This is a genomic window from Colwellia sp. BRX10-9, from assembly GCF_014077405.1.
Classification (GTDB): Bacteria; Pseudomonadota; Gammaproteobacteria; order Enterobacterales; family Alteromonadaceae; genus Colwellia_A.
Genome location: NZ_JACGVV010000005.1, coordinates 62,846 through 85,763 on the forward strand (window position 1 = coordinate 62,846; position 22,918 = coordinate 85,763).

At 38.0% G+C, this 22,918-nt stretch carries 24 protein-coding genes; 21 read left to right on the plus strand and 3 right to left on the minus strand.

Going from position 1 to position 22,918, the window contains the following annotated elements:
* The first annotated feature begins 78 nt into the window (after positions 1–78).
* From H4J69_RS04545 to H4J69_RS04575, 8 genes are all read left to right on the plus strand, one after another.
* On the plus strand, positions 79–441 hold the full coding sequence (locus H4J69_RS04545) for a DUF413 domain-containing protein (RefSeq protein ID WP_182222532.1): 363 nt from the start codon (positions 79–81) through the stop codon (positions 439–441).
* A gap of 292 nt (positions 442–733) precedes the next feature.
* Positions 734–1,708: a tRNA dihydrouridine(20/20a) synthase DusA gene (gene dusA / locus H4J69_RS04550; RefSeq protein ID WP_182244740.1), complete on the plus strand. Its 975-nt coding sequence runs from the start codon at positions 734–736 to the stop codon at positions 1,706–1,708.
* 276 nt (positions 1,709–1,984) lie between these two features.
* The gene (locus H4J69_RS04555; protein WP_182221229.1) at positions 1,985–2,263 is read left to right on the plus strand and encodes a hypothetical protein; all 279 of its coding nucleotides are present in this window, start codon (positions 1,985–1,987) and stop codon (positions 2,261–2,263) included.
* 10 nt (positions 2,264–2,273) lie between these two features.
* Entirely contained in the window at positions 2,274–2,405 is a 132-nt protein-coding gene (locus H4J69_RS20050; protein ID WP_259364605.1) for a hypothetical protein, read from the plus strand.
* Positions 2,406–2,514: 109 nt separating this feature from the next.
* Positions 2,515–3,402, plus strand: coding sequence for a sulfurtransferase (locus H4J69_RS04560; RefSeq protein ID WP_182244741.1), 888 nt, complete (start codon positions 2,515–2,517; stop codon positions 3,400–3,402).
* Positions 3,403–3,694: 292 nt separating this feature from the next.
* The gene (gene pspA / locus H4J69_RS04565) at positions 3,695–4,357 is read left to right on the plus strand and encodes a phage shock protein PspA (protein WP_182244742.1); all 663 of its coding nucleotides are present in this window, start codon (positions 3,695–3,697) and stop codon (positions 4,355–4,357) included.
* A 147-nt stretch (positions 4,358–4,504) separates the two neighbouring features.
* Positions 4,505–4,717 carry a PspC domain-containing protein gene (locus H4J69_RS04570; RefSeq protein ID WP_182176464.1) on the plus strand — a complete coding sequence of 71 codons (213 nt, stop codon included), beginning with the start codon at positions 4,505–4,507 and terminating at the stop codon, positions 4,715–4,717.
* Between the two features lie 82 nt (positions 4,718–4,799).
* Positions 4,800–5,135 (plus strand): hypothetical protein, encoded by a 336-nt coding sequence (locus H4J69_RS04575; RefSeq protein ID WP_182243086.1) that lies wholly within the window; start codon positions 4,800–4,802, stop codon positions 5,133–5,135.
* A 54-nt stretch (positions 5,136–5,189) separates the two neighbouring features.
* Here the strand turns inward: H4J69_RS04575 and H4J69_RS04580 are convergent, their stop codons facing one another.
* Positions 5,190–5,924 carry an enoyl-CoA hydratase/isomerase family protein gene (locus tag H4J69_RS04580; protein ID WP_182244743.1) on the minus strand — a complete coding sequence of 245 codons (735 nt, stop codon included), beginning with the start codon at positions 5,922–5,924 and terminating at the stop codon, positions 5,190–5,192.
* A 70-nt stretch (positions 5,925–5,994) separates the two neighbouring features.
* Between H4J69_RS04580 and H4J69_RS04585 the strand changes: the two genes are divergently transcribed.
* From H4J69_RS04585 to H4J69_RS04605, 5 genes are all read left to right on the plus strand, one after another.
* Complete coding sequence (locus tag H4J69_RS04585; protein ID WP_182244744.1) at positions 5,995–6,474, plus strand: copper chaperone PCu(A)C; 480 nt, start codon at positions 5,995–5,997, stop codon at positions 6,472–6,474.
* 9 nt (positions 6,475–6,483) lie between these two features.
* Positions 6,484–7,476, plus strand: a complete 993-nt coding sequence (locus H4J69_RS04590; protein ID WP_182214728.1) for a DUF2333 family protein — start codon at positions 6,484–6,486, stop codon at positions 7,474–7,476.
* A 13-nt stretch (positions 7,477–7,489) separates the two neighbouring features.
* Positions 7,490–8,248, plus strand: coding sequence for a TIGR04219 family outer membrane beta-barrel protein (locus H4J69_RS04595; RefSeq protein ID WP_182244745.1), 759 nt, complete (start codon positions 7,490–7,492; stop codon positions 8,246–8,248).
* A 450-nt stretch (positions 8,249–8,698) separates the two neighbouring features.
* On the plus strand, positions 8,699–12,613 hold the full coding sequence (locus H4J69_RS04600) for a rhombosortase-dependent M36 family metallopeptidase (protein WP_182244747.1): 3,915 nt from the start codon (positions 8,699–8,701) through the stop codon (positions 12,611–12,613).
* 106 nt (positions 12,614–12,719) lie between these two features.
* Positions 12,720–13,292 carry a hypothetical protein gene (locus tag H4J69_RS04605; RefSeq protein WP_182244749.1) on the plus strand — a complete coding sequence of 191 codons (573 nt, stop codon included), beginning with the start codon at positions 12,720–12,722 and terminating at the stop codon, positions 13,290–13,292.
* A 42-nt stretch (positions 13,293–13,334) separates the two neighbouring features.
* Here the strand turns inward: H4J69_RS04605 and hslO are convergent, their stop codons facing one another.
* Complete coding sequence (gene hslO, locus H4J69_RS04610; RefSeq protein ID WP_182176457.1) at positions 13,335–14,198, minus strand: Hsp33 family molecular chaperone HslO; 864 nt, start codon at positions 14,196–14,198, stop codon at positions 13,335–13,337.
* Positions 14,199–14,200: 2 nt separating this feature from the next.
* The gene (hslR, locus tag H4J69_RS04615) at positions 14,201–14,608 is read right to left on the minus strand and encodes a ribosome-associated heat shock protein Hsp15 (RefSeq protein WP_070374949.1); all 408 of its coding nucleotides are present in this window, start codon (positions 14,606–14,608) and stop codon (positions 14,201–14,203) included.
* A 232-nt stretch (positions 14,609–14,840) separates the two neighbouring features.
* On the opposite strand from hslR, the gene gspC reads away from it, so the two are divergent.
* The 8 genes from gspC to gspJ all read left to right on the plus strand — a co-directional run bounded on the left by gspC (position 14,841) and on the right by gspJ (position 22,897).
* Positions 14,841–15,794: a type II secretion system protein GspC gene (gene gspC / locus H4J69_RS04620; RefSeq protein ID WP_182214722.1), complete on the plus strand. Its 954-nt coding sequence runs from the start codon at positions 14,841–14,843 to the stop codon at positions 15,792–15,794.
* Positions 15,795–15,904: 110 nt separating this feature from the next.
* Positions 15,905–17,977 carry a type II secretion system secretin GspD gene (gene gspD / locus H4J69_RS04625; protein ID WP_259367711.1) on the plus strand — a complete coding sequence of 691 codons (2,073 nt, stop codon included), beginning with the start codon at positions 15,905–15,907 and terminating at the stop codon, positions 17,975–17,977.
* A 1-nt stretch (position 17,978) separates the two neighbouring features.
* Positions 17,979–19,535, plus strand: coding sequence for a type II secretion system ATPase GspE (gspE, locus tag H4J69_RS04630; protein WP_182214820.1), 1,557 nt, complete (start codon positions 17,979–17,981; stop codon positions 19,533–19,535).
* A gap of 13 nt (positions 19,536–19,548) precedes the next feature.
* On the plus strand, positions 19,549–20,772 hold the full coding sequence (gene gspF / locus H4J69_RS04635; RefSeq protein WP_182214719.1) for a type II secretion system inner membrane protein GspF: 1,224 nt from the start codon (positions 19,549–19,551) through the stop codon (positions 20,770–20,772).
* Between the two features lie 22 nt (positions 20,773–20,794).
* Positions 20,795–21,229 (plus strand): type II secretion system major pseudopilin GspG, encoded by a 435-nt coding sequence (gene gspG, locus H4J69_RS04640; protein ID WP_182214818.1) that lies wholly within the window; start codon positions 20,795–20,797, stop codon positions 21,227–21,229.
* Positions 21,230–21,247: 18 nt separating this feature from the next.
* A complete protein-coding gene (gene gspH, locus H4J69_RS04645) occupies positions 21,248–21,889 on the plus strand; it encodes a type II secretion system minor pseudopilin GspH (protein WP_182214718.1) in 642 nt (213 codons plus the stop codon).
* Complete coding sequence (gene gspI / locus H4J69_RS04650) at positions 21,879–22,277, plus strand: type II secretion system minor pseudopilin GspI (protein WP_083277946.1); 399 nt, start codon at positions 21,879–21,881, stop codon at positions 22,275–22,277. The genes gspH and gspI overlap by 11 nt, the downstream gene beginning before the upstream one ends.
* An 11-nt stretch (positions 22,278–22,288) precedes the next feature.
* The gene (gene gspJ, locus H4J69_RS04655; RefSeq protein WP_220465911.1) at positions 22,289–22,897 is read left to right on the plus strand and encodes a type II secretion system minor pseudopilin GspJ; all 609 of its coding nucleotides are present in this window, start codon (positions 22,289–22,291) and stop codon (positions 22,895–22,897) included.
* Positions 22,898–22,918: the final 21 nt, after the last annotated feature.

Here is a 22,918-nt window from a genome sequence, read left to right on the forward strand (position 1 = left end):
AAAAATAATTGCCAATTAATCGATATTGAGTTAAAAATGCGATTATCAGTGTATTTATATTTTAGTAGAGTTTATAAAATGGCTAATTTAGCAATATCAGCAGAAAGTTTTAAGGTAAATAGAAATTTTTACGATGATAGAAATTATCCGCGCGGCATAAAGCGTTCCGGTGACTTTAACTTGGCCGAGGCCGAGGCATTAGAAAAATATGGCGTTGCATTAATGGCACTTTCTTTAGGAAGCCGTCTGCCTGTTACCGAAGAAGAGCAACATTTTGTTGAAGTTTGTCGTGGTAATGCTGCTGTAAGCAATACCATCGAGAAGGCTTGGTTAAAATATCAAAACATAATTTTAACACCCAAGCAATTCCACACCTTATTTGGTCGAACTAAAGTTGAAACAGACGACGAACTTGAGTCAGATCCTGACGACCTAGATTAACCTTTTGTTGTTAATCTATTAGGCTATTTATGCAAGATACTTGCTATAACTTAGCCCCGATTTAGGTTCAAATTGACTAGGCGTTAATTCGCCAAATTATTAAGTGATGTTATTTAAAATTCACCCATCTTTATACCATAAAAATAGCTGAAAGCTATCGAGGCTTTCGGTGCTGTCACTTGGCATTATTTCTTTTGTTTAACATCGCTAAAGCCTTTATAATCAGCGAAATTTTCTGTTGTTGTTTCCAACAGCTACATTCGCTTTAAACTTAAAGGTTTTTTATAACTTTATGATTTCACATAAACTTTCTGTTGCACCCATGCTCGATTGGACTGATCGCCATTGCCGTTACTTCTATCGTGTTATGTCAAAGCACACCGTGCTATACACCGAAATGGTGACTACTGGCGCAATTATATTTGGTAAAGGTGATTATTTATCCTTTAACAAAGAAGAGCACCCTGTTGTACTGCAACTGGGGGGAAGTGATGTTAAAGCCATGACAGAGTGTGCAAAAATGGCTGAGCAGTATGGTTATGATGAAATTAACATTAATGTTGGCTGCCCATCTGATCGTGTCCAAAATGGTCGTTTTGGTGCTTGCTTAATGGCTGAACCTTCTTTGGTAGCTGACTGTGTCAATGAGATGCAAGCGGCAGCCAATATTCCGGTTACTGTTAAATCGCGTATCGGTATCGATGACCATGACAGTTATGAGTTTTTACATAATTTTGTTGATGTTGTCTCTCAGGCTGACTGTAAACATTTTATTATTCATGCACGTAAAGCTTGGTTAAGCGGTTTAAGCCCTAAGCAAAATAGGGAAGTTCCCCCGCTTGATTATGGTCGTGTTTATCAAATCAAAAAAGACTTTCCACAGTTACAAATTTCAATTAACGGCGGTATTAAAACCTATGATGAGGCGAATGAGCATTTAACTCATATTGATGGTGTGATGATAGGCCGTGAAATTTATCAAAACCCTTACATGTTAGTTGAAGCAGATAACGCGATTTATCAAACAAACACGGATATTCTTTCTCGTGAGCAAATTGTTGCCGAGATGGCGCGCTATATTGATATTCATATTGCCAACGGCGGGCGTGCTTGGCATGTTGTTCGCCATATGCTTGGACTCTGCAATGGTTTAGCGGGTGCTAGGCAGTTTCGTCGTTATTTAAGTGAGCAATGCAGTGGTAATGAAGTTACCAGCCAAGTTCTTTTTGATGCGTTCGCACAAGTGACCCTTCCTGCAGGCGAGTAATTTTCTGTTTTGTGTACCGATTTTGGGAAATTGTATCCCTAAATCGGAATACTATATATCTTGCCGTTTAGCGATAAAGATAATGTTATCGCTATAATTATTAATAATTGGCTTTTTTGACCACTTTTCTTTTATTTAGTCTTAAGCTTTATTTTTATGATAAAAGCATAGATTAATTAATCCTATAAAATTCAATTGCTTAATTTTTTTTTGATCTCTGGCACAACCTTTGTAATAGATATTACGACTTAACTATTATAAAACTTGGAGAACAACATGAAAACGTTATTGATCACCACATTAACTACCGCTTTATTATCTTTTAACAGTTTTGCAGACAACACTACAGACATCAAAACTATCGCTAATCTGATGGTTAAAACAGGCATTGAACAACTCAATACAAAATTAGCGAGTAACGTAAAAGATAAAGTTCAGCCAGATATCACGATGTCAGCTTTAGCCAACAACAAATATTCCCAAATTTTAGTGGCTAAGCTTAGTAACAAAAAGGGTACTCAACAAAAGAATACCGTTCAAGCAGCGGATGAGTAAGGAATTGATTATGCCGAGCTTAGAGCTAATTTTTACGTTATTGATGTTACCTGCTGTATTTTTATTGGCAGCGTCTTTAGTGGTAAGCCTAGTAGAAAATAACCGTGAACAATCATCAGCCGAAAAACAAGCCGCAAGCTAAACGCAGGGAATTTGTTGTACCCTGCCAATTTATATTGTTTTTTCGACTGTACAACTATCGATTTATTCGTTATTTTTTAAGCCTTATTCAAAAATGAATGACGCTAACTATGCCTTCGACTTTTCAGCAAATAATATCGTGCCGTCAGCTGCATGATTTGCTTTTTCCTACACTCCATTTAACCGGAGACTCTGCAAAACCATTATCAAATATAATACTGCTTGATGCGAGTATCCCACCCGTTGGTAATATGCGCTCGCCAGAAAAACAATGGCCAGACTTTACGTTGCCTTATGCCAAGCGATTCGATTTAAATAAAAACTTTTCTGATTTATCAAATCCACTTCCCCACACTATGCCAAGTGCTGAACATTTTCAGCAGCAAGCGCGTGCGTTAGGGGTAATGACAGACAGTCAAATTGTTGTTTACGATGACCAAGGCTTATTTTCTGCAGCGCGTGCTTGGTATATGTTTAGAGCAATGGGACATGAAAATGTTGCCGTACTTGATGGCGGATTACCCGCTTGGTTGGCATCAGGGTATCGTGTTTCATCAACGACATCTTCCGTTACTAGCAGTGGTAACTTTATCGCTACATTTTGTAAAAAATACTTTTATAGCAGCCAAAATATAGAACGTAACCTTAACTCTCAAGAACACCTTATTGTTGATGCTAGGGCTAAAGAACGCTTTGAGGGCAAAGTTGCTGAGCCACGCGAAGGTATTCGTAGCGGTCATATTCCCTCTTCTGTGAATTTACCCTTTAGTGATTTATCGCATGATGGCTGCTTGCTCGCCAAAAATATTTTAAAAGAAAAATTTAACGCTATTAATAGCGAAAATAAACCAATGGTGATGAGCTGTGGCTCTGGGGTAACCGCCTGTGTTTTAGCGTTAACCGCCGAAATGAGCGGTTATAAGCACGTAAAAGTTTATGACGGCTCATGGAGTGAGTGGGGCGCAGGTGATTATTTTCCGGTAGTCGTTACTCAATAATTCAACGCTCATTTTAATAAAATTCCACCATGTTATGGGTATAGTCAAATTAACTAATTAATTTGTGAATTTGACTATATTTTCGTCTGACATATTATGTCCCCTTTCTTTCTGTAATCGATGTCTTTATAAAATCCCTTAATAAACAGTAGTTTAATTTGTTTTGCTGAGTTGGCATGTCACTTGTAATAGAAAACACAGTAGCAAGTTAAGCATTAACATTTTGGTTAATACTTAATGAGTCATTAAATTAAAATACTAATAGCAGCGCATTTGCGCAGGAGAATGGATTATGGGCATGTTTTCACGTTTTACCGATATTATTAACGCTAACTTAAACAATATGTTAGATAAAGCTGAAGATCCTGAGAAAATGGTTAAATTGATCATTCAGGAAATGGAAGAAACCTTGGTTGAAGTACGCTCTACTGCAGCAAAAAATATAGCAGAAAAGAAAACCTTAATGCGTAAAATAGCATCACTAGAAGTTAGTATTAATAATTGGCAAGAAAAAGCCGCATTAGCCATTAATAAAGGACGTGATGATCTTGCGAAGTCTGCGCTACATGAAAAGCAAAAATGTTCAGTACAAGTCAGTGAATTCCATGATGACTTAGCGCAACTAGAGATTTTTTTGAGTGCAGTACAAGAAGACGGTCAACGTTTACAAGAAAAACTTCAAGAAGCTAAACGTAAGCAAGACGCTTTTGCATTGCGTCAAGAGTCAGTTGAAGTACGTTTAAAAGTGCGTGAAAGAGCGATTGTCTACAACATAGATGAAGCCATTAATAAATTTGAACGCTACCAACAAAAAATTGACCGAGTAGAAGCTGAATTAGAGTCTTATGACTTAACCGAGAATAAAGATCTCGCCAGCCAGTTTCGTGATTTAGAAACAGATGAATCTATTGAACAAGAATTAGCCGATTTAAAAAAGCAAGTTGTTAATGGCTAAGCGACAAAAAACTAGGGGGCATTACATGATACATCACAGTAGTTATTTCATAATGATCATGTGTCTTGCTCCCGTATTAACTTTTTTTGTTGGCGCAGGACTATTAACTTTTTTTACAAAACAGCGGTTAGAATTAAGGAATAAATGATGAGCTATCAACGTGAGTATTCAGTGAAAAAAACTTTAACAAAAGATGTTGCCCATAAAAAATTATCAGGCGTTTGTGCGGGCATCGCAAAATATTATGACTTACCAAGAATAGCTGTTCGTATTGCCGCTATTGGTGCTTTGCTTATATTTCCGTTAGCTAGCGGTGTTGCTTATGTGGTCGCGGCGATACTATTACCCACCAAACATTAATGGGCAGTATTAACTTAAAGCGATAGCGAGTAAATAATATTTACCGATAGCTGTGCGTAAAACTAAGTAAGCAGGAGGAATTATGTCATTTTTTAAATCATTAATATTAGCAATTTTTGCAACCTTATTTTTAACCTATGCATTAGGAATAAGTTTTATAGAAATGTTTAATGTCGACCTTCATGTTGGTGATGAACTTATTGATCCTTTAAAAGCGATTAGTGTTTCAGCAATTATTATGGTTATTCTTGTCATGGTGGCATTTGCAATTGTTATGAGTGTGTTTGGTTCATTAATTTTTATCGGTATGATGATTTTTGGTGCGGCGGCCTTTGTGATGATTGGTATATTTTGGCCCGTTATTTTTATTGCTGTTGTTATTTGGTTAATGGCAGGGGACAAAAAACAAATCGCCTAACGATGAAACCCCCGCAAATTTTGGCTGACTATTTCATCTTTAAGATTTATTTTTTTAAAAAAATTGCGCTAAAATATTTTTACATTGCTGCGTTTTTACTAAACGTTTAAATTCTTTAGCTTCGTTATCAATGACCTGTTGCATAGTCAACTGAGCATGTTGTTTCATCAATTTTCTACTGGTCATGACAGAATCATGAGGTAATTTAGCAATAGTATTAGCAATATCGTTAGCTATTTTTAGTAAATCTTCCGGTATGCATATTTGATTAATAAGACCGTAATCTAGTGCTTGTTCGGCAGTAAATTGCTTGCCAAGTACTAAAAGTTCAAACGCTTTGTTATGACCAATACGCAGGGGTAACAACAGGCTAGAGCCAGCTTCAGGTGATAGACCTAACTGAGTAAAGGGTAATTTAAATTTACTATTGTTTGCCGCTATGACCATGTCGCAATGTAACAACAAGGTAGTGCCAATACCTATTGCCGGGCCAGCAACTGCGGCAATAAGAGGTTTATCAAATATTGTCAGTGCTTGTACAAAATCTAATGCTACTAATTCATCATCTTGTGAGCATTGTAAAAAGTCATTCAAATCATTACCTGCACAAAAACAGTTTTCATCGCCTTGAATAAGCACACAGTGGATAGTTGAATTTTCGCTCGCATATTTTAGAGCAGCACATAAGTCGATATACATACTTTGATTAAGTGCATTTTTTTTATGTTTACGGTTAAGAGTCACGGTGAAAACATGATTGTTTTCTTGGCTAATAATTAAGTTATCCATTTTGCTCCAGCTTAGTTACAATGTTAAGGCAATAAAAATAATCTGTCTAAAAAAGGAAGTATAGCGAGAAATGAATAAAATATGTTTTATAGCCATTGTATTATCTTTTACGTTACTCAGTATCAATAGCGATGTTTTTGCTGTTGAACACGATAGTAATATTATTATTGACGGGCCTTATGTGAGAGCTAGCATACCTGGAACCAGTATAACTTCAGCTTATATGTCGATTGAAAATAAAAATGATGAGACGCTAATTTTAACAGGAGTCAGTGGCTTGTTTTCCGATAGAATTGAAATTCATCAACACACCATGAGTGATGGTATGATGAAGATGCGTCAAGTTGAACAATTGACAATCGAAGGGAATAATAAAGTGGTATTGCAGCCTATGGGCTATCACTTAATGATATTTAACGTTAAAAAAGCCTTGTTACCTGAAGAGGAACTTTCATTAACATTGCACTTTAAGCAGCAAAAGGATCTTGTCGTAACCATTCCGGTGCGAAGTATTAAACAAGAAAACCCAGCTAAAAAACAACACCATTAGGAGCTCAACATGACGACTAATTTTTCAGGAAAAACTTTTGTCACCATTTTTTTTGCTATCATCCTCTCAGGCTATTTTCTCGGCGTTTATTGGAGCTTTGAACCTGAACAGCTTGATATTAGAGCTGAAGCAACGAAAGATGCAACGGCAGCTGGTATAAAACCTGTTGTCGGTTACACCACAACAACGGCACTTATTAGAGTAACCGAGACATTATTAAATAAACCTGGCGGTTATCTGTCAAATGATGCTTTGCCACCCTCAGTATTTTTAGACAATATCCCAGCTTGGGAGCTTGGTGCGCTTGAAATGTCGCGTGATATGGCGCTTGTTATGCGTCAGGAATTTAGCCGCTCTCAGTCACAATCGGTAGAAAATAAGCACTTAAAAGTTGCTCAGCCTCAATACAATATCGATCACAAAAGTTGGGCGATGCCAAGTGCAGAAAGTGAATACAATAAAGCAATTAACGAATTGTATGCCTATCGCAAAGCGTTAGGTGATGTTAACAGTCAAACAGCGCAATTTTATGCTCGCTCAGATAATTTACGTGACTGGATCCAAGAAGTGAATAAACGTTTAGGCAGCTACTCTCAACGATTAAGTGCAAGTGTTGGCCGTGAACAGTTAAATACCGACTTAGCTGGCGATAGCGTTGCCCAGCAATCAACATCTGCACAGTCAAGCGTTGTCTTAAAAACCAGCTGGTGGAAAATTGATAATGAATTTTATGAAGCACGTGGTGCGTGTTGGGCGTTACTTCACTTTTTACGCGCCGTAGAAATTGATTTTAATGATGTATTAGAGAAGAAAAATGCTAAAGTAAGCGTACAGCAAATTATTCGAGAATTAGAAGCAAGCCAAGAATCTATATGGAGTCCAATGATCCTTAATGGTGATGGCTTTGGTTTATTAGCTAATCATTCTTTAGTAATGGCAAATTATATTTCTCGTGCTAACGCAGCACTAATCGATTTAAATGACTTATTAAGTCAAGGATAATAAAGGGTTCAACATGAAAAAAACAGCATTAGCAGTACTTGTTACCGGGTTACTTTCAACATCAGCAATGGCTGATACTATTGCCGGACTTTATATTGGTGGCTCAATGTGGAGTAATGAAGCAACAGGTACTTTTGGTGAACAAACTGGCTTAGTTGATTTTAATTTAGAAGATAAAGAGCAAGGTTCATTTTATATCGCTCTAGAACATCCGATCCCTTTAATCCCCAATCTAATGATAGCCTCAACAACGTTAGATACTGATGGCGCAACAGTTTTGTCGCAGGATTTTGACTTTTCTGGTAAAACATTCGACGCTGGCACCGCTGTCGGTAGCACCTTCGATGTTAGTTATATTGACTATACGTTATATTATGAAATTTTTGATAACGGTCTTTTCTCTTTTGATATTGGTTTAACCGGTCGTGATTTTGATGGCGATATAACGGTTGCATCAGCTATTGGTGGTACATCAGTTGAAGGAACATTAGCCGTTACAGAAATCGTACCTATGCTTTATGTTTCAACGATTGTCGGCTTACCCGGCACGAGTTTTAATCTTTTTGCCAATGGTAATTTATTATCGATTGACGATCATACTATATACGACTACCAAGTCGGTTTGAGCTACGAGCTTATTGATAACTTAGCGGTTGATGTAAATTTAACACTTGGCTATAAAGCGGTTAAATTTGAACTTGAAGATTTAGATGATTTGTATACAAACATTGAATTTAAAGGTGCTTTTGCAGGTGTTGTTGTCCACTTTTAAGGTTTTAATTGGATCTGTTTCACAAAGCTGAATTTTTTAACAGGTAAAGGCGCTAATTATAAAATTAGCGCCTTTTTTGTTACGAAAAAAAGAGTTTATGCCACTCATCTGTTAAATCCGCTTAGTGACGTTATGGTAAATTTAGTATAAATAAGTTTCTACTATCCAATCAGTTACTTGCTAGAGATATTATAAATATATGTATTTATCCGTTATTATTCATTATCAAGCACTAGGTTAACGTTTTTGTAACAAGTGGTTGCCTTATAAGCGTTTATTACTTTAACGTAACGTATGCTTTACTTTTTGTTTGTGTTTTTTAAGCTAAATGATTGCTTTATTGTTACATAAATGTAATAAATTAACGTAGAGCCCACGTTGTGGGTTAATAATAAAATGCTTCAGTACCCAATTTATGGGTTAATAATAAAAATATACTTAGGGAATCGTATGAACTTTAATAAATCAATCATAGCAACATTCGTAGGTGCTGCAATCGCTTCTGCTTCTATGGGAGCTATAGCTTCAGATACAGGTGCTTTTTTAAATGCACCGGCTCCAGTTGTGTCAAACCAAGTAGCTACTATCAGTGGTATGAGTAATCAGTTTGATGCTCAATTAGGTACAAATACTTTTCAGTGGGCAAGTGCAAAAAATTCTATTCCAAATATGATGGCAGTTTCTGCAGAGCATCAGAATGCTTTTGCTGCAGATTTTTATTTGAAGCAACTTACTGGTTTATCTGAGTCAAAGCCAAGCCTAGCTATGCCTATATTAGCGAATATCCATGATATTGGTCGTGGCGCAAAAATCGCTAAATATAAGCAAGAAATTGCAGGTATTGAAGTTTTTAATCGTGAATATAATATCATGATGGATCGCGAATTCAATTTAGTCGCTTCATCGGGTTACTTAGCAAGTGACAAGGCTGTTAAATCATCAAATCTATTGTTAAAAAGTGTCGACTCTGCTTTTGCTGATGCCGCTAGTTCTGTTAAAACAGTGTTTTTGGCGATGGGTGGCGACAGTGCTACGATTAAATTAACAAACAAAAAATCAACTGATAAGTATGAAAGATTTTCTGTCGCTAATACTTCATCTCAAAAAATAATAATTGGTGAGCCACGCGCTAAAAAAGTATTTTTTGAACATAAAAATAAAATTGTTGCTGCTCACTACGTTGAAGTAGAAACAGGCGAAATAGACAGTCGCGAATCAGAGTATTATGGCTATGTTGTTGCAGCTAAAACAGGTGAGGTTTTATTTAAGAATAACTTAACTAGCCATGCAGCTGATTTTAATTATCGCGTTTTTGCCGACGCTGACGGTAAGCCATGGGATAGCCCTCATGGTGAAGTTATGCCAGCTCCTGAAGGAAGCGATCGTAGCGCGTTTCTTACACAAGAATACTTAGATGCAACGTTGATAAGTAAGAGTCACGGACCTATCAGTACTGGTGATGCTTGGTTAGCTGATGATGCAACTATGACCATGGGTAACAATGTTACCGCATATGTCGATGCTATTGCACCTCAAGGTTTTAGCAACGGTGATTACATGGCAGAAGTGACCAGTAATAATACCTTTGATTATAAATATGATGTTTCTAAAGCAGAATATTCAGTTGGAAACCGTAAAGCGGCGATTGTTAACTTATTCTATGTAAATAACTATTTACATGATGACTATTATGACCATGGCTTTGATGAGCTTGCTGGTAATGCTCAGACTTTAAACTACGGTCGAGGTGGTGAAGAAGGAGATGCATTAAACGTAGAGGTTCAAGATCACTCTGGTTTTAACAATGCAAACATGTCTACACCTGCAGATGGTGGTTCACCACGCATGCAGATGTATCTTTGGGAAACAACACAAGCGGTAAATGGCACTGACTATGGTGTTACTGCAACTACGCATAGTGATATAGGCCTTTTAGCTAATCTCGGTTTTGCTGGATTTGGTCCAGAAACTTTTGATTTATCAGGTGATTTGGTTCGTCTAGAAGATGCAACTGCTCCAATTAATGACGGTTGTGAAGCGGCTGTTAATGGTGCTGACCTTACCGGTAAAATTGCTGTAATAGATCGTGGTGCTTGTGCCTTTGTAGACAAAGTTTTAAATGCTCAAGATGCAGGCGCAATTGCTGTGCTTATAGCAAATAACAAAGATGGTGATGATGTAGGCGGTATGGGTGGCAATGATCCAAGTATTACCATCCCAAGCTTTATGATTTCACAAAATGATGGTACTGCAATCTACGCATTACTAGATGCTGATGAAAAAGTATCTGTTGATATGTTCAGAAATGACCTGTCGCGCGTATTCAAAGATAGTACATGGGATAACGCAATTGTTGCTCACGAATGGGGTCACTATATCAGTAACCGTTTAGTGGGTAATAGTTCAGGATTAAGTAGCCAACAAGCACGCTCTATGGGTGAAGGTTTTGGTGATTTTCATGCATTGATGCTTACAACAGACGCAAGTGATAACCTAGTTTTAGGCAATGAAGAATACGATGGCGGTTACGCTGCTATAACGTATGTTTCTAGCTTTGTGGATGGTATCCGCCCGTACCCTTACTCAACAGACACAACAATTAATCCATCTACATTTGGCGATATAGCCCTTTACCCTGATCTAGTGCATTCTCCAGGTTCTATATTTTCTAATATGATTTGGGAATCTTTTATTAGCATGGTTAATGACGAGCGTCATACTTTTGATGAAGCTAAGAACCTAATTAAAGATTATGTAGTAGCTGGTTATAAGATGATGCCAATGGCGCCTACATTCACTGAAGGTCGAGATGCTATATTGTCAGCAGCATATGCAAACGACGTAGAAGATTACAACCTTATGCTTGCAGCATTTGCAAAACGTGGTATGGGATTAGGAGCTAAGTCGCCAAGCCGATTCGCTACTGACCATGCAGGCGCAGTAGAGTCTTATGCAACAACATTAAGTTCATTCTCTGCAAATTCTCATATGTTAAATACTAACTATGAAGGACTTACTTCAGGTTACTGTTCTAAAGATAGCGTGCTTGATAAAGGTGAAACTGCAACAGTTAGCTTTACTATTCAAAACCGTGGTAGTGAGACTTATGAAAATATTACCGCACAAATTGAAGTCGTAGGTGATCAAGATGTAACATTTGCAAATGAAGGTGTGGTAACTTTTGATAGTCTTGGTGTAACTGGTTCAGCAACAAGTTCACCTATTGAATTTACGTTGAATGATGCAAGTATGGCAGAAGACGTTGAATTCAAAGTTACTTTCCCTGGACTTACTGCCGATGTTGTTAACGATTATTCGTTTACTACAAAGGTTAATTATGACTTTAAAGATCGCGCACCAGTAGGTTCTTCTACTTTTGATGATATGGAAACATTATCATCACAGCACGACTTTATGGAAAATGTTATAGGTGGTGGTGAAGCTGCTGCCGGTACTGGATATTTAGATACAAGATTTGCCGGTGCTCTTGGTGGCGTTCTAGGACAACAGTATTTATTTATCAATAATAATGGTTTTGAATCAGATGTCGCTTATGAAACAAGAGCATTTAGCGTTGGTTTCGATGGTGATTTTGTTATTAACTGGTTCCATTACTATGACTTCGAAGCTAATTGGGATGGCGGTGTTGTTGAAGTAAGTGTTAACGGTGGTGACTGGGCTGATGTTACTGAGATGGGTGGTACTTTCTTAGGTGGTGGTTACAACGAGAATCCGATTTTCACTGAAGCTGGCACAGCATTATCTGAACGTCTGAGCTTTACTGACTTCGCAGCTGGTTATGAAGGCGTATCTTTTGGTGAAGCACTTAATGGTAATGAAGTTAAATTCCGTTTCCGCGCAGTAAGTGACTTTACAGCAAATAACTTAGGTTGGTTGATTGATGGTGTTCAATTTGACAATGTAAATAGCTCGATTTTCAGTGATGTAGTTGCAGGTGATAGTGTTGCTTGTGATAACCGTGCACCGATTGTAACAGCCGTTACTGATGTAGAGCGCATTGTTAGAGAAGGTATCTCTGTTAGCATGAGTGTTGAAGCTACAGATCCTAATGGTGATGCATTAACATACAGCTGGGAACAAACCTCTGGTCCAACAGTGACATTAGCGGGCTCAAACACAGCAGCTATATCTTTCACTTCTCCTAGTATTGAATCTGGTAGTGAAACACTAACATTTGTAGCAAGTGTTAATGATGGTACTGTCGATGCTACACAGAGTTTCTCTGTAGTGGTTAATGATATGCCTAGTATGGTTCCAGCTAGGAAAGATTCTAGCGGTGGTTCAACTGGCTTATTAGCCTTCTTGCTATTACCTTTAGCGTTATTACGTCGCCGTAAAAAGTAAGTAGTAACAACAAGTAAAAATAAAGCTGATTGGTCATTCAATCAGCTTTTTTTATAACTAAACGTTTATCACTTAATTATGACTGGAAATAAAAAAGGAAGTAAATATGCGTAACCTTAGTGTCATCGCCCTTAGTGTAACTTTTTTAATGGCTTGTTCAGATAAAAGAGAAGTCGTACAGCCACTAGAAAAAAAAACCAGCGATAAAGAAGCTGCTTCTTTAAAGCCAAACACATCAGTTGCTACAACTAATGAAACACTTGCACGGGCCACTAGTAGCGGTTTAAGTGAACGTAATGGAAGTTTAAAAAATAACAACGTTTTTAAAAAACTGACAAATTCAGAAAATAAATACTTAATGCTCAACGAACAGAAATTTGAATTACAAGCAGATAAGCTGACTAATGGCGCTAAAGTTGTTAATTTATTAATGTCAGAAACGGGCACGGTAAAGGGCACTTTTGTGGTTATCGTTAACAACTTAGCCAGCCTAACAAGCTATGACAATACCGCAAATATTAATAAAATAGCTAAAAGTACCTATCGATTAACGCCAGAAGAGGGTGTCGATCTCTTAAGTTATTATAAATCACTTGTAGCAGCAAAACAGTTTGAGCGGGTAGAAATAGAAATAGATTACAGTGGTAAAGTGGGTCGCCCATTAGCAGAAGAGCGCTAAAAGGCGAACAGGTAGAATTAAGACGTTAAGTCTGAGGGTAAACTAGTGCTTGGGCTCATGAATAAAGTGTGCAAGTTTTGGTTCATCAAACTTATATGTTGTTAAACAATATTCACAAGTCATCGATACGCAACCTTGCTCTTCTATAATGCTTATCAATTCGCTTGGTGAAACCTGAGAAATAGCCGTTAAACATTTTTCCTCAGAACAACTGCATTGATAATTAACCGATTGAGGTTCAAATAAACGAACCTCTTCTTGATGATACAAACGATACAATAAGTCTTCAGCGTCTAGTGAAAAAATCTCATCTGCTTTTATTGTATTGGTTAGTTGGCACAAGTGTTCGAAATCACTAAGCTGAGTTTCCTTGCTATCACTATCAGGGAGCAGTTGTATTAAGCTACCAGCAACTTGAGTATTATCAGCATTATTAAATAACCAAATTTTTGTGGGTATTTGTTCAGAAACTTCAAAGTAATGTGCTAAACAATCAGCTAAATTATCTTTATCTAGTGCAACAACTCCTTGGTAAGGTTCGCCTTTTTCAGGACGTATAGTAATAACCATCGTACCTTTACCTATTAGTTCTTTTAAGCCTATACCAGCAGTTGGCTCAGCTAAACGAGCTATGCCACGCATATTTTGTTTATCGTCACCATTAACTGACATATAGCTAATGGGGCCATCGCCCTGTAATTGAACGGTAATTTCGCCCTCAAACTTTAAAGTAGCTGTAAGCAAGCAAGTGGCGGCAACTAATTCACCTAACAAGGCTTGCACGCCGGGAGGGTATTCATGCAAAGCGATAATTTCTTGATAAGCTTTAGTCAGTTGTACAAGCTCTCCGCGAGCATGCTTACCATCAAATAAGTAGCGATTTAAAACATCAGTTTTAACAGTCACAGTTAGATCCTTTCTTTAAATTGTATTAATTGTCGACGTTGTTTCTTATCGGGTTTAGTATCACTAGCGGGGCTAAGTAAAGTGCCTTGTTTACGTGCTAAGGCATTTTTTTCACGAGTGGTAATACTGTTGGGTGTTTCTTGGTAAAGAGTTTGCGCAAAACTCGCATCTCGACGTTTATCTGCCAGCGCCACAACAATAATTTCTCGTTCTTCATAACTCTGGCGTAAGACAACTTTGTCTCCTAAAGCAACGACTTTACCCGACTTTGTTCGTTGACCATTATAGAACACTTTACCACCATCAATCATTTGTTTGGCAATGGCACGTGTTTTGTAAAAACGAGCAGCCCATAACCACTTATCGAGACGGGTTGAAGTGTTTTCAGTGAGAGGTGAATTATGTTTCATCTACTTACCATCTTCCTATAAATATATGTCGCGGCGAAAATATCATAATTGCTTATAATGTCTAGTCTTTTAACTAAGTGTATCGCTGAACTGGCAATATTAGTTTGCACATAACAGCACTAAATTGTTAATAAATATTTTAATCATCATCTTACCCTTGTTGATAATGTCTAGCTCAAGTACTATCACGGTATAATAATGAAAATTAATTTAAATTTCTATAAAGATAACCATGCAATTACCTTCAAATTTTTCTAGTGTAGTCGACTTCTCTTCACAATTACCTCAGCAAAAAATAGCTAAGGTGATCAGTGTATTTTTGTTAGCTTACATCGCATATGTTTTTGCACAAATCACTTGGCTTGTTGCGCCAAGTGGCCAATATCATGCATCTTCAAATGTTAGCGTAAAAGTAGCAATACAGAACACTGAAAAAGCTGATATCAGTTTAACAAATTTAAAAACATTGAACTTATTTGGCTTATATACAGACAGTATAGATACAATTGAAACGGTTGAAGTGGAAAGTGCACCTCAAACACAGTTACGTTTAACGCTATCAGGGGCAGTAGCAAGTGATGACAAAACTACGTCTGCGGCGGTCATTGAAAACGCTGGTAAGCAAGACACCTATAGTCCTGGTGAAACCATTACCGGAACACGTGCCGTGCTCGATAGTGTCTTTCGTGATCGAGTGCTTTTAAAGCATGCCGGAAAACTTGAAACATTGATGCTTGATGGATTTGATTACAATGAAAAAATACAACAAAACGTGGTAAATAAATCGGCAATATCTCCGGCTAAAACTCGAGAATTAAATAGTCGACTAACATCACCTAATGTCATTGATCAAAGAACAAATAAGATGTTGAGTAAAAGTGCAGAGTCATTTAAAGACGAAATTAATACCGACCCAAGTAAAATTACCGATTATTTAAAAATATCGCCAAAACGTAAAAGTGGCAAAATAGTAGGTTACAGATTGTTGCCGGGTAAAAACGCAGATTTTTTTCAAAATTCAGGGCTGAAATCTGGTGATATCGCGATTCAAATGAATGGTTATGATTTAACGGTGCCAAGCGAAGCCGCACAAGCACTTGCTGCATTAAAACAAGATAAAGAAGTATCACTATTAATCGATCGTAATGGTGAATTGAACGAAATATTATTTAGTATCGGTGGTTAATACCTTTACTGACCAAAATTGAGAATTAAGTTATGAAAAATTTTTCCTTGCGCAAGACTCTTCGCGCCCCTTGGTATAAAGGATTGTTAGCAACAGGTTTAACTGTTGTGATGATGAATACTTTATTATTTAGTGCTGATATACATGCGGCTAAGTACTCGCCAAACTTTAAAGGTACTGAAATTGACGAATTCATCAATATAGTCGGTAAAAACCTGAAAAAAACCATGATCGTTGACCCTAACGTTCGAGGTAAAGTGACATTACGTACCCAAGATCAACTTACTGAAAAACAATATTATCAAGTGTTCTTAAATGTGCTTGAAGTGTATGGTTTTTCTGCTGTTGAAATGGATAATAATGTTGTAAAAGTTATTCGTAATAAAGACGCTAAAACTTCATCAATACCGGTTGTTGGTAACGAAAACCCTGGTGTGGGTGATGAAATGGTGACTCGAGTTGTTGAAGTTAAAAATGTCACAGTACGAGAATTAACCCCTTTACTTCGTCAACTTTCAGATCAAGCCGGTGGCGGTAATGTGGTCAATTATGATCCCGCTAATGTCATCATGCTAACGGGCACTGCTGCGGTTGTTAATCGTTTAGTCAATATTATTGAGCGTGTCGACAAAGCTGGCGATCAAGACGTACAAATTATTAAACTGCAATATGCATCGGCGGCAGAAATGGTGCGTATTGTTGAAGCCATGCATAAATCTGATCAAGGAAAATCTGGTACGCCAACCTTCCTTATCCCTAAAATAGTTGCTGATGAGCGCACCAATAGTGTAATTGTTAGCGGCGAATCTCAAGCCCGTTCGCGTGTCGCTAAGTTAATTTCCCGTTTAGACAGTGAATTAGAAACCAACGGTAATACCCGTGTTTATTATTTGAAATATTCAAAAGCTGAAGACTTAGTCAAAGTACTTGAAGGGGTCAGTAAATCAATTGAAGCCGAAAACGCTGGCGCACAAACGAGTAAACAAAGCAGTAAAAAACGTAATGTCAGCATTGACGCTCATGAAGACACCAATACCTTGGTTATTACCGCTCAGCAAGACATGCTACGTTCACTTGAGGAAGTCATCCGCAAATTAGATGTTCGTCGTGCGCAAGTGCTTGTTGAAGCGATAATCGTCGAAGTTTTTGAAAGTGACGGTATTAGTTTAGGCGTGCAATGGTTCAGCGAAGATGGTGGTTTTACCCAGTTCAATAACGGTCCTGCGCCTATAAGTGCTGTAGCAGCGGCTGCTGAGGCAGCTCAATCAACACCAGGAACTAAAGGTTCTACGGTTACTTCTGAAAGTGGTGCCACAACGGTTAACCCTGATCAAGATGATATTAAAGGCGACTATTCATTAGCCGCAACCTTACTTGGCTCTGTAAGCGGTGGTATGTTTGGTATTATGAAAAATGGCTGGGGCGCAATCATACAAGCGGTGAGTAATGACACTAATTCCAATATCCTTGCTACGCCAAGTATCACTACACTCGATAATGAAGAAGCGCACTTTTTAGTTGGACAAGAAATTCCTATTCTTACTGGCTCTACTGCCGGTAGCAATAATGGTAACCCATTTCAAACCGTTGAACGCCAAGAAGTTGGTATAAAACTAACCGTTACCCCACAAGTGAATGAGGGCAGTGGTGTGCAGTTAACTATAGAGCAAGAAGTCTCTTCAGTGAGTGGCGCTACGGGGGTAGATATTTCTATCAACAAACGTGAAATTAAAACGGTAGTGATGGCCGATTCTGGCGCAACCGTGGTACTGGGTGGCTTGATTGATGAAGACGTTCAAGAAAGTGAACAAAAAGTACCTTTATTAGGTGACATACCTTTTATTGGGCACTTATTTAAATCAACAACAACCTCAACGCGTAAACGTAATTTAATGGTATTTATTCGCCCAACGATTATTCGTGATGGCAAGTTGATGAATGAAATTAGTAAAGAAAAGTATAACTATATTCGTGCGACTGAAATACGTAAGCAAGAAGAAGGTTTGTCATTAATGAGCGATGAAAAAATGCCATTGTTACCTGAATGGAATGACCAACTGACCTTACCTCCTTCATTCGATGAATACATGAAAGAAAGTCAGTCTAAAGACTCTAGCTTATTACCGCCTGTCGTTAAAAGCGAGGGTGATGATTCATCAACTTCAGACCAAAAAGATCAATAATATGGCTGATATTGAAAAGAGAGAAGACATCGATAGCGTAGTGACTTTAAATGTTGCAGGTAATGGTCAAGAGGCAGAAGAAGTAAAAGTGCAGATCAGCCGTTTGCCTTTTAATTTTGCCAAACGTCATCATGTACTCATTAGTAAAAGTAACGACCAATACACCTTACATTGCTTAGCCAATGTTAAAAGTGCGGCAGTATTAGAAGTGCGTAGGGTCTTAAAAAGCCCCTTTGCTATTGAATTTCATTCGTTAGATGAATTTGAACAGTTATTAACTATTTCATACCAACGAGACTCTTCAGAAGCTCAACAGATGATGGAAGATATTGGCAACGAAGTTGACTTGTATTCTCTCGCTGACGAGATGACAGAAACAGAAGATCTGCTAGAAAATGAAGATGATGCGCCAATCATCAAATTGATCAATGCGATGTTGAGTGAAGCAATAAAAGAAAATGCTTCTGATATTCATATTGAAACTTTTGAATTAGCGCTACAAATTCGTTTTCGTGTTGATGGCGTTTTACGTGAAGTATTAAAGCCTAATCGTAAACTTGCTTCATTATTAGTTTCTCGTATCAAGGTTATGGCAAAACTCGACATTGCTGAAAAACGCATACCACAAGATGGTCGTATTTCTTTGCGTATTGCCGGTCGTGCTGTTGATGTACGTGTTTCAACAATGCCAACGGGCCATGGTGAGCGTGTGGTACTACGTTTACTTGATAAGAACTCGGTTCGTCTCGATTTAGAAGATTTAGGCATGACACTTGCCAACCGAATAAAGTTTTCAAAACTCATCGAAAAACCCCATGGTATTATTTTAGTTACGGGTCCTACGGGATCGGGTAAAAGTACCACGCTTTATGCGGGACTGAGCCAAATCGATTCGAAAGAGCGTAACGTTTTAACGGTTGAAGATCCCATCGAGTACGCCATTGAAGGTATTGGACAAACGCAAGTTAATACCAAAGTTGATATGACCTTTGCTCGCGGGTTACGGGCGATACTTCGCCAAGATCCCGATGTTGTTATGGTTGGTGAAATACGCGATTTAGAAACCGCTCAAATTGGCGTGCAAGCGAGTTTAACCGGTCACTTAGTGATGTCGACATTGCATACTAACAGTGCCGCTGGTGCCATTACTCGTATGGAAGATATGGGCGTAGAGTCATTTCTACTCTCATCAAGTCTCTTAGGGGTCTTAGCACAACGACTCGTGAGAACATTGTGCCCGCATTGTAAAGAAAGCCATTTACCTGATGGCCCAGAGCTAAAATTACTTGAGTTACCTCAAGACAACACTCAGCATATTTACCGCGCAGTTGGTTGTAGTGAATGTAGTCAAAAGGGATACAAAGGCCGTATGGGTATTCATGAACTTATTGTTGTCGACGATAAAGTACGCGAGCTTATTCATAATGGTAAAGGTGAGCAGGCTATTGAAAAGTTTATTCGCCAAAATACGCCAAGCATACGCCGTGACGGCTTTGATAAAGTGTTGACCGGACAAACGACACTCGAAGAAGTTTTGCGTGTTACCAAAGAAGATTAACTAGAGTTTTATTATGGCAGCTTTTGATTATCAAGCAGTAAATAGCCGTGGTAAAACGGTAAAGGGTGTTATCGAAGGTGATACACCCAGACAAGCGCGTGGCTTATTACGTGACAAAGGCTTAATGCCTACTGAAGTAACGCCAAGCTTACAAAAAACTAAGCAAGCCGCGAATAAATCACGGTTTGGCGGACGAACAAAAGTATCTGTTGCTGAACTTGCTTTAATCACACGTCAGCTGGCAACATTAGTCGAGTCGGGTTTACCGATTGAAGAATCTTTGCTTGCCGTTGGCGAACAATGTGAAAAAAACAGCATGAAAAGTATGATCATGGCGGTGCGAACAAAAGTAACCGAAGGTTATGGTTTAGCGGAGAGTATGGCCGAGTTTCCGCATGTCTTTAGTCACTTATACCGAGCAATGGTTGCCGCAGGTGAAAAATCCGGTTTCTTAGATACGGTTTTAAACCGCTTAGCCGATTACACCGAGCAACGGGAACACTTACGTTCACAAATCATTCAAGCGCTTATTTATCCCGTTATTATGACGGTCGTAGCCATAGGCGTTATCGCAATACTGTTAACGGCGGTAGTCCCTAAAATTGTTGGCCAGTTTGATCACATGGGCGCAAACTTACCTGCAACGACTCAGTTTTTAATTAGTACCAGTGATTTTTTAAGAGATAATGGTTTGTATATCCTTATTTTGATTGCCTTACTGATTGGTGGCTTTAATCATTTAATGAAAAAGGCCAGCTTCAAGTTTGCTTTTCATCGCAAGGTGATTAGTTTTCCAGGGCTGGGCAAAATTATTCGTGGTATTAATACCGCTCGGTTTGCTCGTACCTTAAGTATCTTAACCGCCAGTGCTGTTCCTTTGCTGGAAAGCATGAAAATATCAGGTGAAGTTTTAGAAAATTTATACATTAAGCAATGCGTTAAAGAGTCGGCCGATAAAGTGCGCGAAGGCGCGAGTTTACGAGTTTCTTTAGAGCAAACGAAATTATTTCCACCGATGATGCTTCATATGATTGCTAGTGGTGAAAAAAGTGGCAAGTTAGAACATATGCTTGGTCGATCAGCAGACAACCAAGACAGGGAGTTTGAAGCGTTGATGAATATATCGCTAAAAGCTTTTGAGCCCGCCTTGATGATCGCTATGGCAGGTATCGTTCTTTTTATAGTTATGGCTATTTTACAGCCAATTCTTCAGTTAAATACCTTAGTAGGAGGTTAATGTGCACAAAAAAATTCAACCAATGAAAGTGAAAAATAAACAACGTGGCTTTACTTTATTGGAAGTGATGGTTGTTATTGTTATTTTAGGTTTGTTAGGCAGTGTTGTTGTTCAAAACTTGATGGGCAATATGGATACCGCAAAACTTCAAAAATCAGTACAAGATATTAATGCATTAGAAACGTCGTTAAGTATGTACAAAATGGATAACTATAACTACCCAACGACTGAACAAGGCTTAGAAGCTTTAGTTGAAGAAACTGACGTTGAACCTTTACCGCGTCGTTTTCCAAACGGGGGTTATGTTAAACGTTTACCTGACGATCCTTGGGGCAACGCCTATCAACTATTAAATCCAGGCGAAAATGGTGATATTGATATTTTTACCATGGGACCCGACGGTGAACCTGGTACAGAAGACGATATTGGCAACTGGAACCTTGGCGACTACCAGTAGTTTTGGTGAACTCTTAATATGAAGCATTATTCCAAAAACAGCACAGTAGTTAACGGTTTCACTTTAATTGAAGTGATGTTGGTTATTGTGCTGGTGGGTTTAATGGTTTCGGTCGTTCAGTTTAGTGCTTCAGGTGATAAAGCCGAAGAAACACTTGAACTCTCGAGTAAACGTTTTGCTGGCGTTTTTAATATTGCTGCTGAATATGGCATGCTAAATAATATTGAATTAGGCTTAGTTATTGGCAAAAAAGGTTATCAGTTTTTAGGGTACGACGGTATAACGTGGTCGGATATCTCTGATAATGAATTATTCAGTCGCTATAAATTACCTGAAGGTGTTGAGTTGATTTTACAACTTGATGACTTGCCAATTGAAGAACCACAATTATTTGATACTGAAGTATTTAATGAGTTGCAAGCGGCTAATAAAGAGAACGACTTAGATGAAGACGTAGGTAAAGATGATGACGGTAATAATATAGAAAAAAAAATACTTATTCCCCAAATTTACATACTCTCAGGCGGTGAAATAACACCGTTTAGTCTGCGTTTTCAATTCGTTAAAAATAATTATACCGAAGCAAAACTTTATTTTAAGGCGACCGGCTTATACACCACACCGATAACCGTTGAAGGGCCACTCTTTGATGATGAATAAGGTGAAACGGGTCATTAAAACGGCTTCATTAGGCTTCACTTTAATTGAAGTCATGTTAGCGATGGCTATTTTTTCAATCGCGGGTATTGCGTTGTTAAGTGCAGCAGACAATAACTTTAAGAATTTAAGTCATTTAGAAAATAAAGTATTAGCCAATTGGGTGGCCTCAAATCAATTAGTTGCGATGACATTAGACCCAACATGGCCACCAAAAAACAATAAAAAAGGCACCGTAGAAATGGCTGGCCAAGAATGGTTTTGGCTACAAAAAGTGCTTAAAACAGAAAATAAGAATATGCGTGCTATAACGATTGAAATTCGTAATAAAGAAGATGAAAAGTTAGCGATCACTAGTATGGTTACCTATATCTCAAAGAGCCAGCCGTAGTGAAGATTTGCTTGAATAAGCCAACGAATAATGGCTTTACCTTGTTAGAAGTTTTAATAGCTATCGCTATTTTTTCAATGATCAGCATGAGTAGTTTCACTATTTTTAATACGGTATTAAAAGGTAATGAGTCATCTAAAATTCGTACCGAACGCGTTAATGAATTACAGCGAGGCTTTTTACTTATCGAGCGTGATTTACTGCAAATTGCTAAACGCAGTATTCGATTAAATGGCGAAGCTCCCCAGCAAGATTTTTTATATACTGACAGCAATAGTTTTTCAAATGGCGAAAGTACCTTAGCTTTTGTTCGCAACGGATGGACAAATCCAGGTCTACTATTACCGCGTAGCAATATGCAATCAGTCGCTTATCAATTAAATGAGGGAACCTTTGAGCGACTTCATTTTAATTTTGTTGACGCTATCCAAGGGCAAGAGCCTAAAAGAAGAAAGTTAATCACCGAGATTGAAGCGCTAAATTTTGAGTTTTTTTATGACAAAAAATGGCAAAAACAAATTATAAATAAAAGTTTACCTCGAGCGATTGCTGTTGAGCTAATAACTAAAGATTATGGGCTTATAAGACGAGAATTTTTAGTGGCGGGTGATGATGTCTAAATTTAAAGCCTACGTATTGTG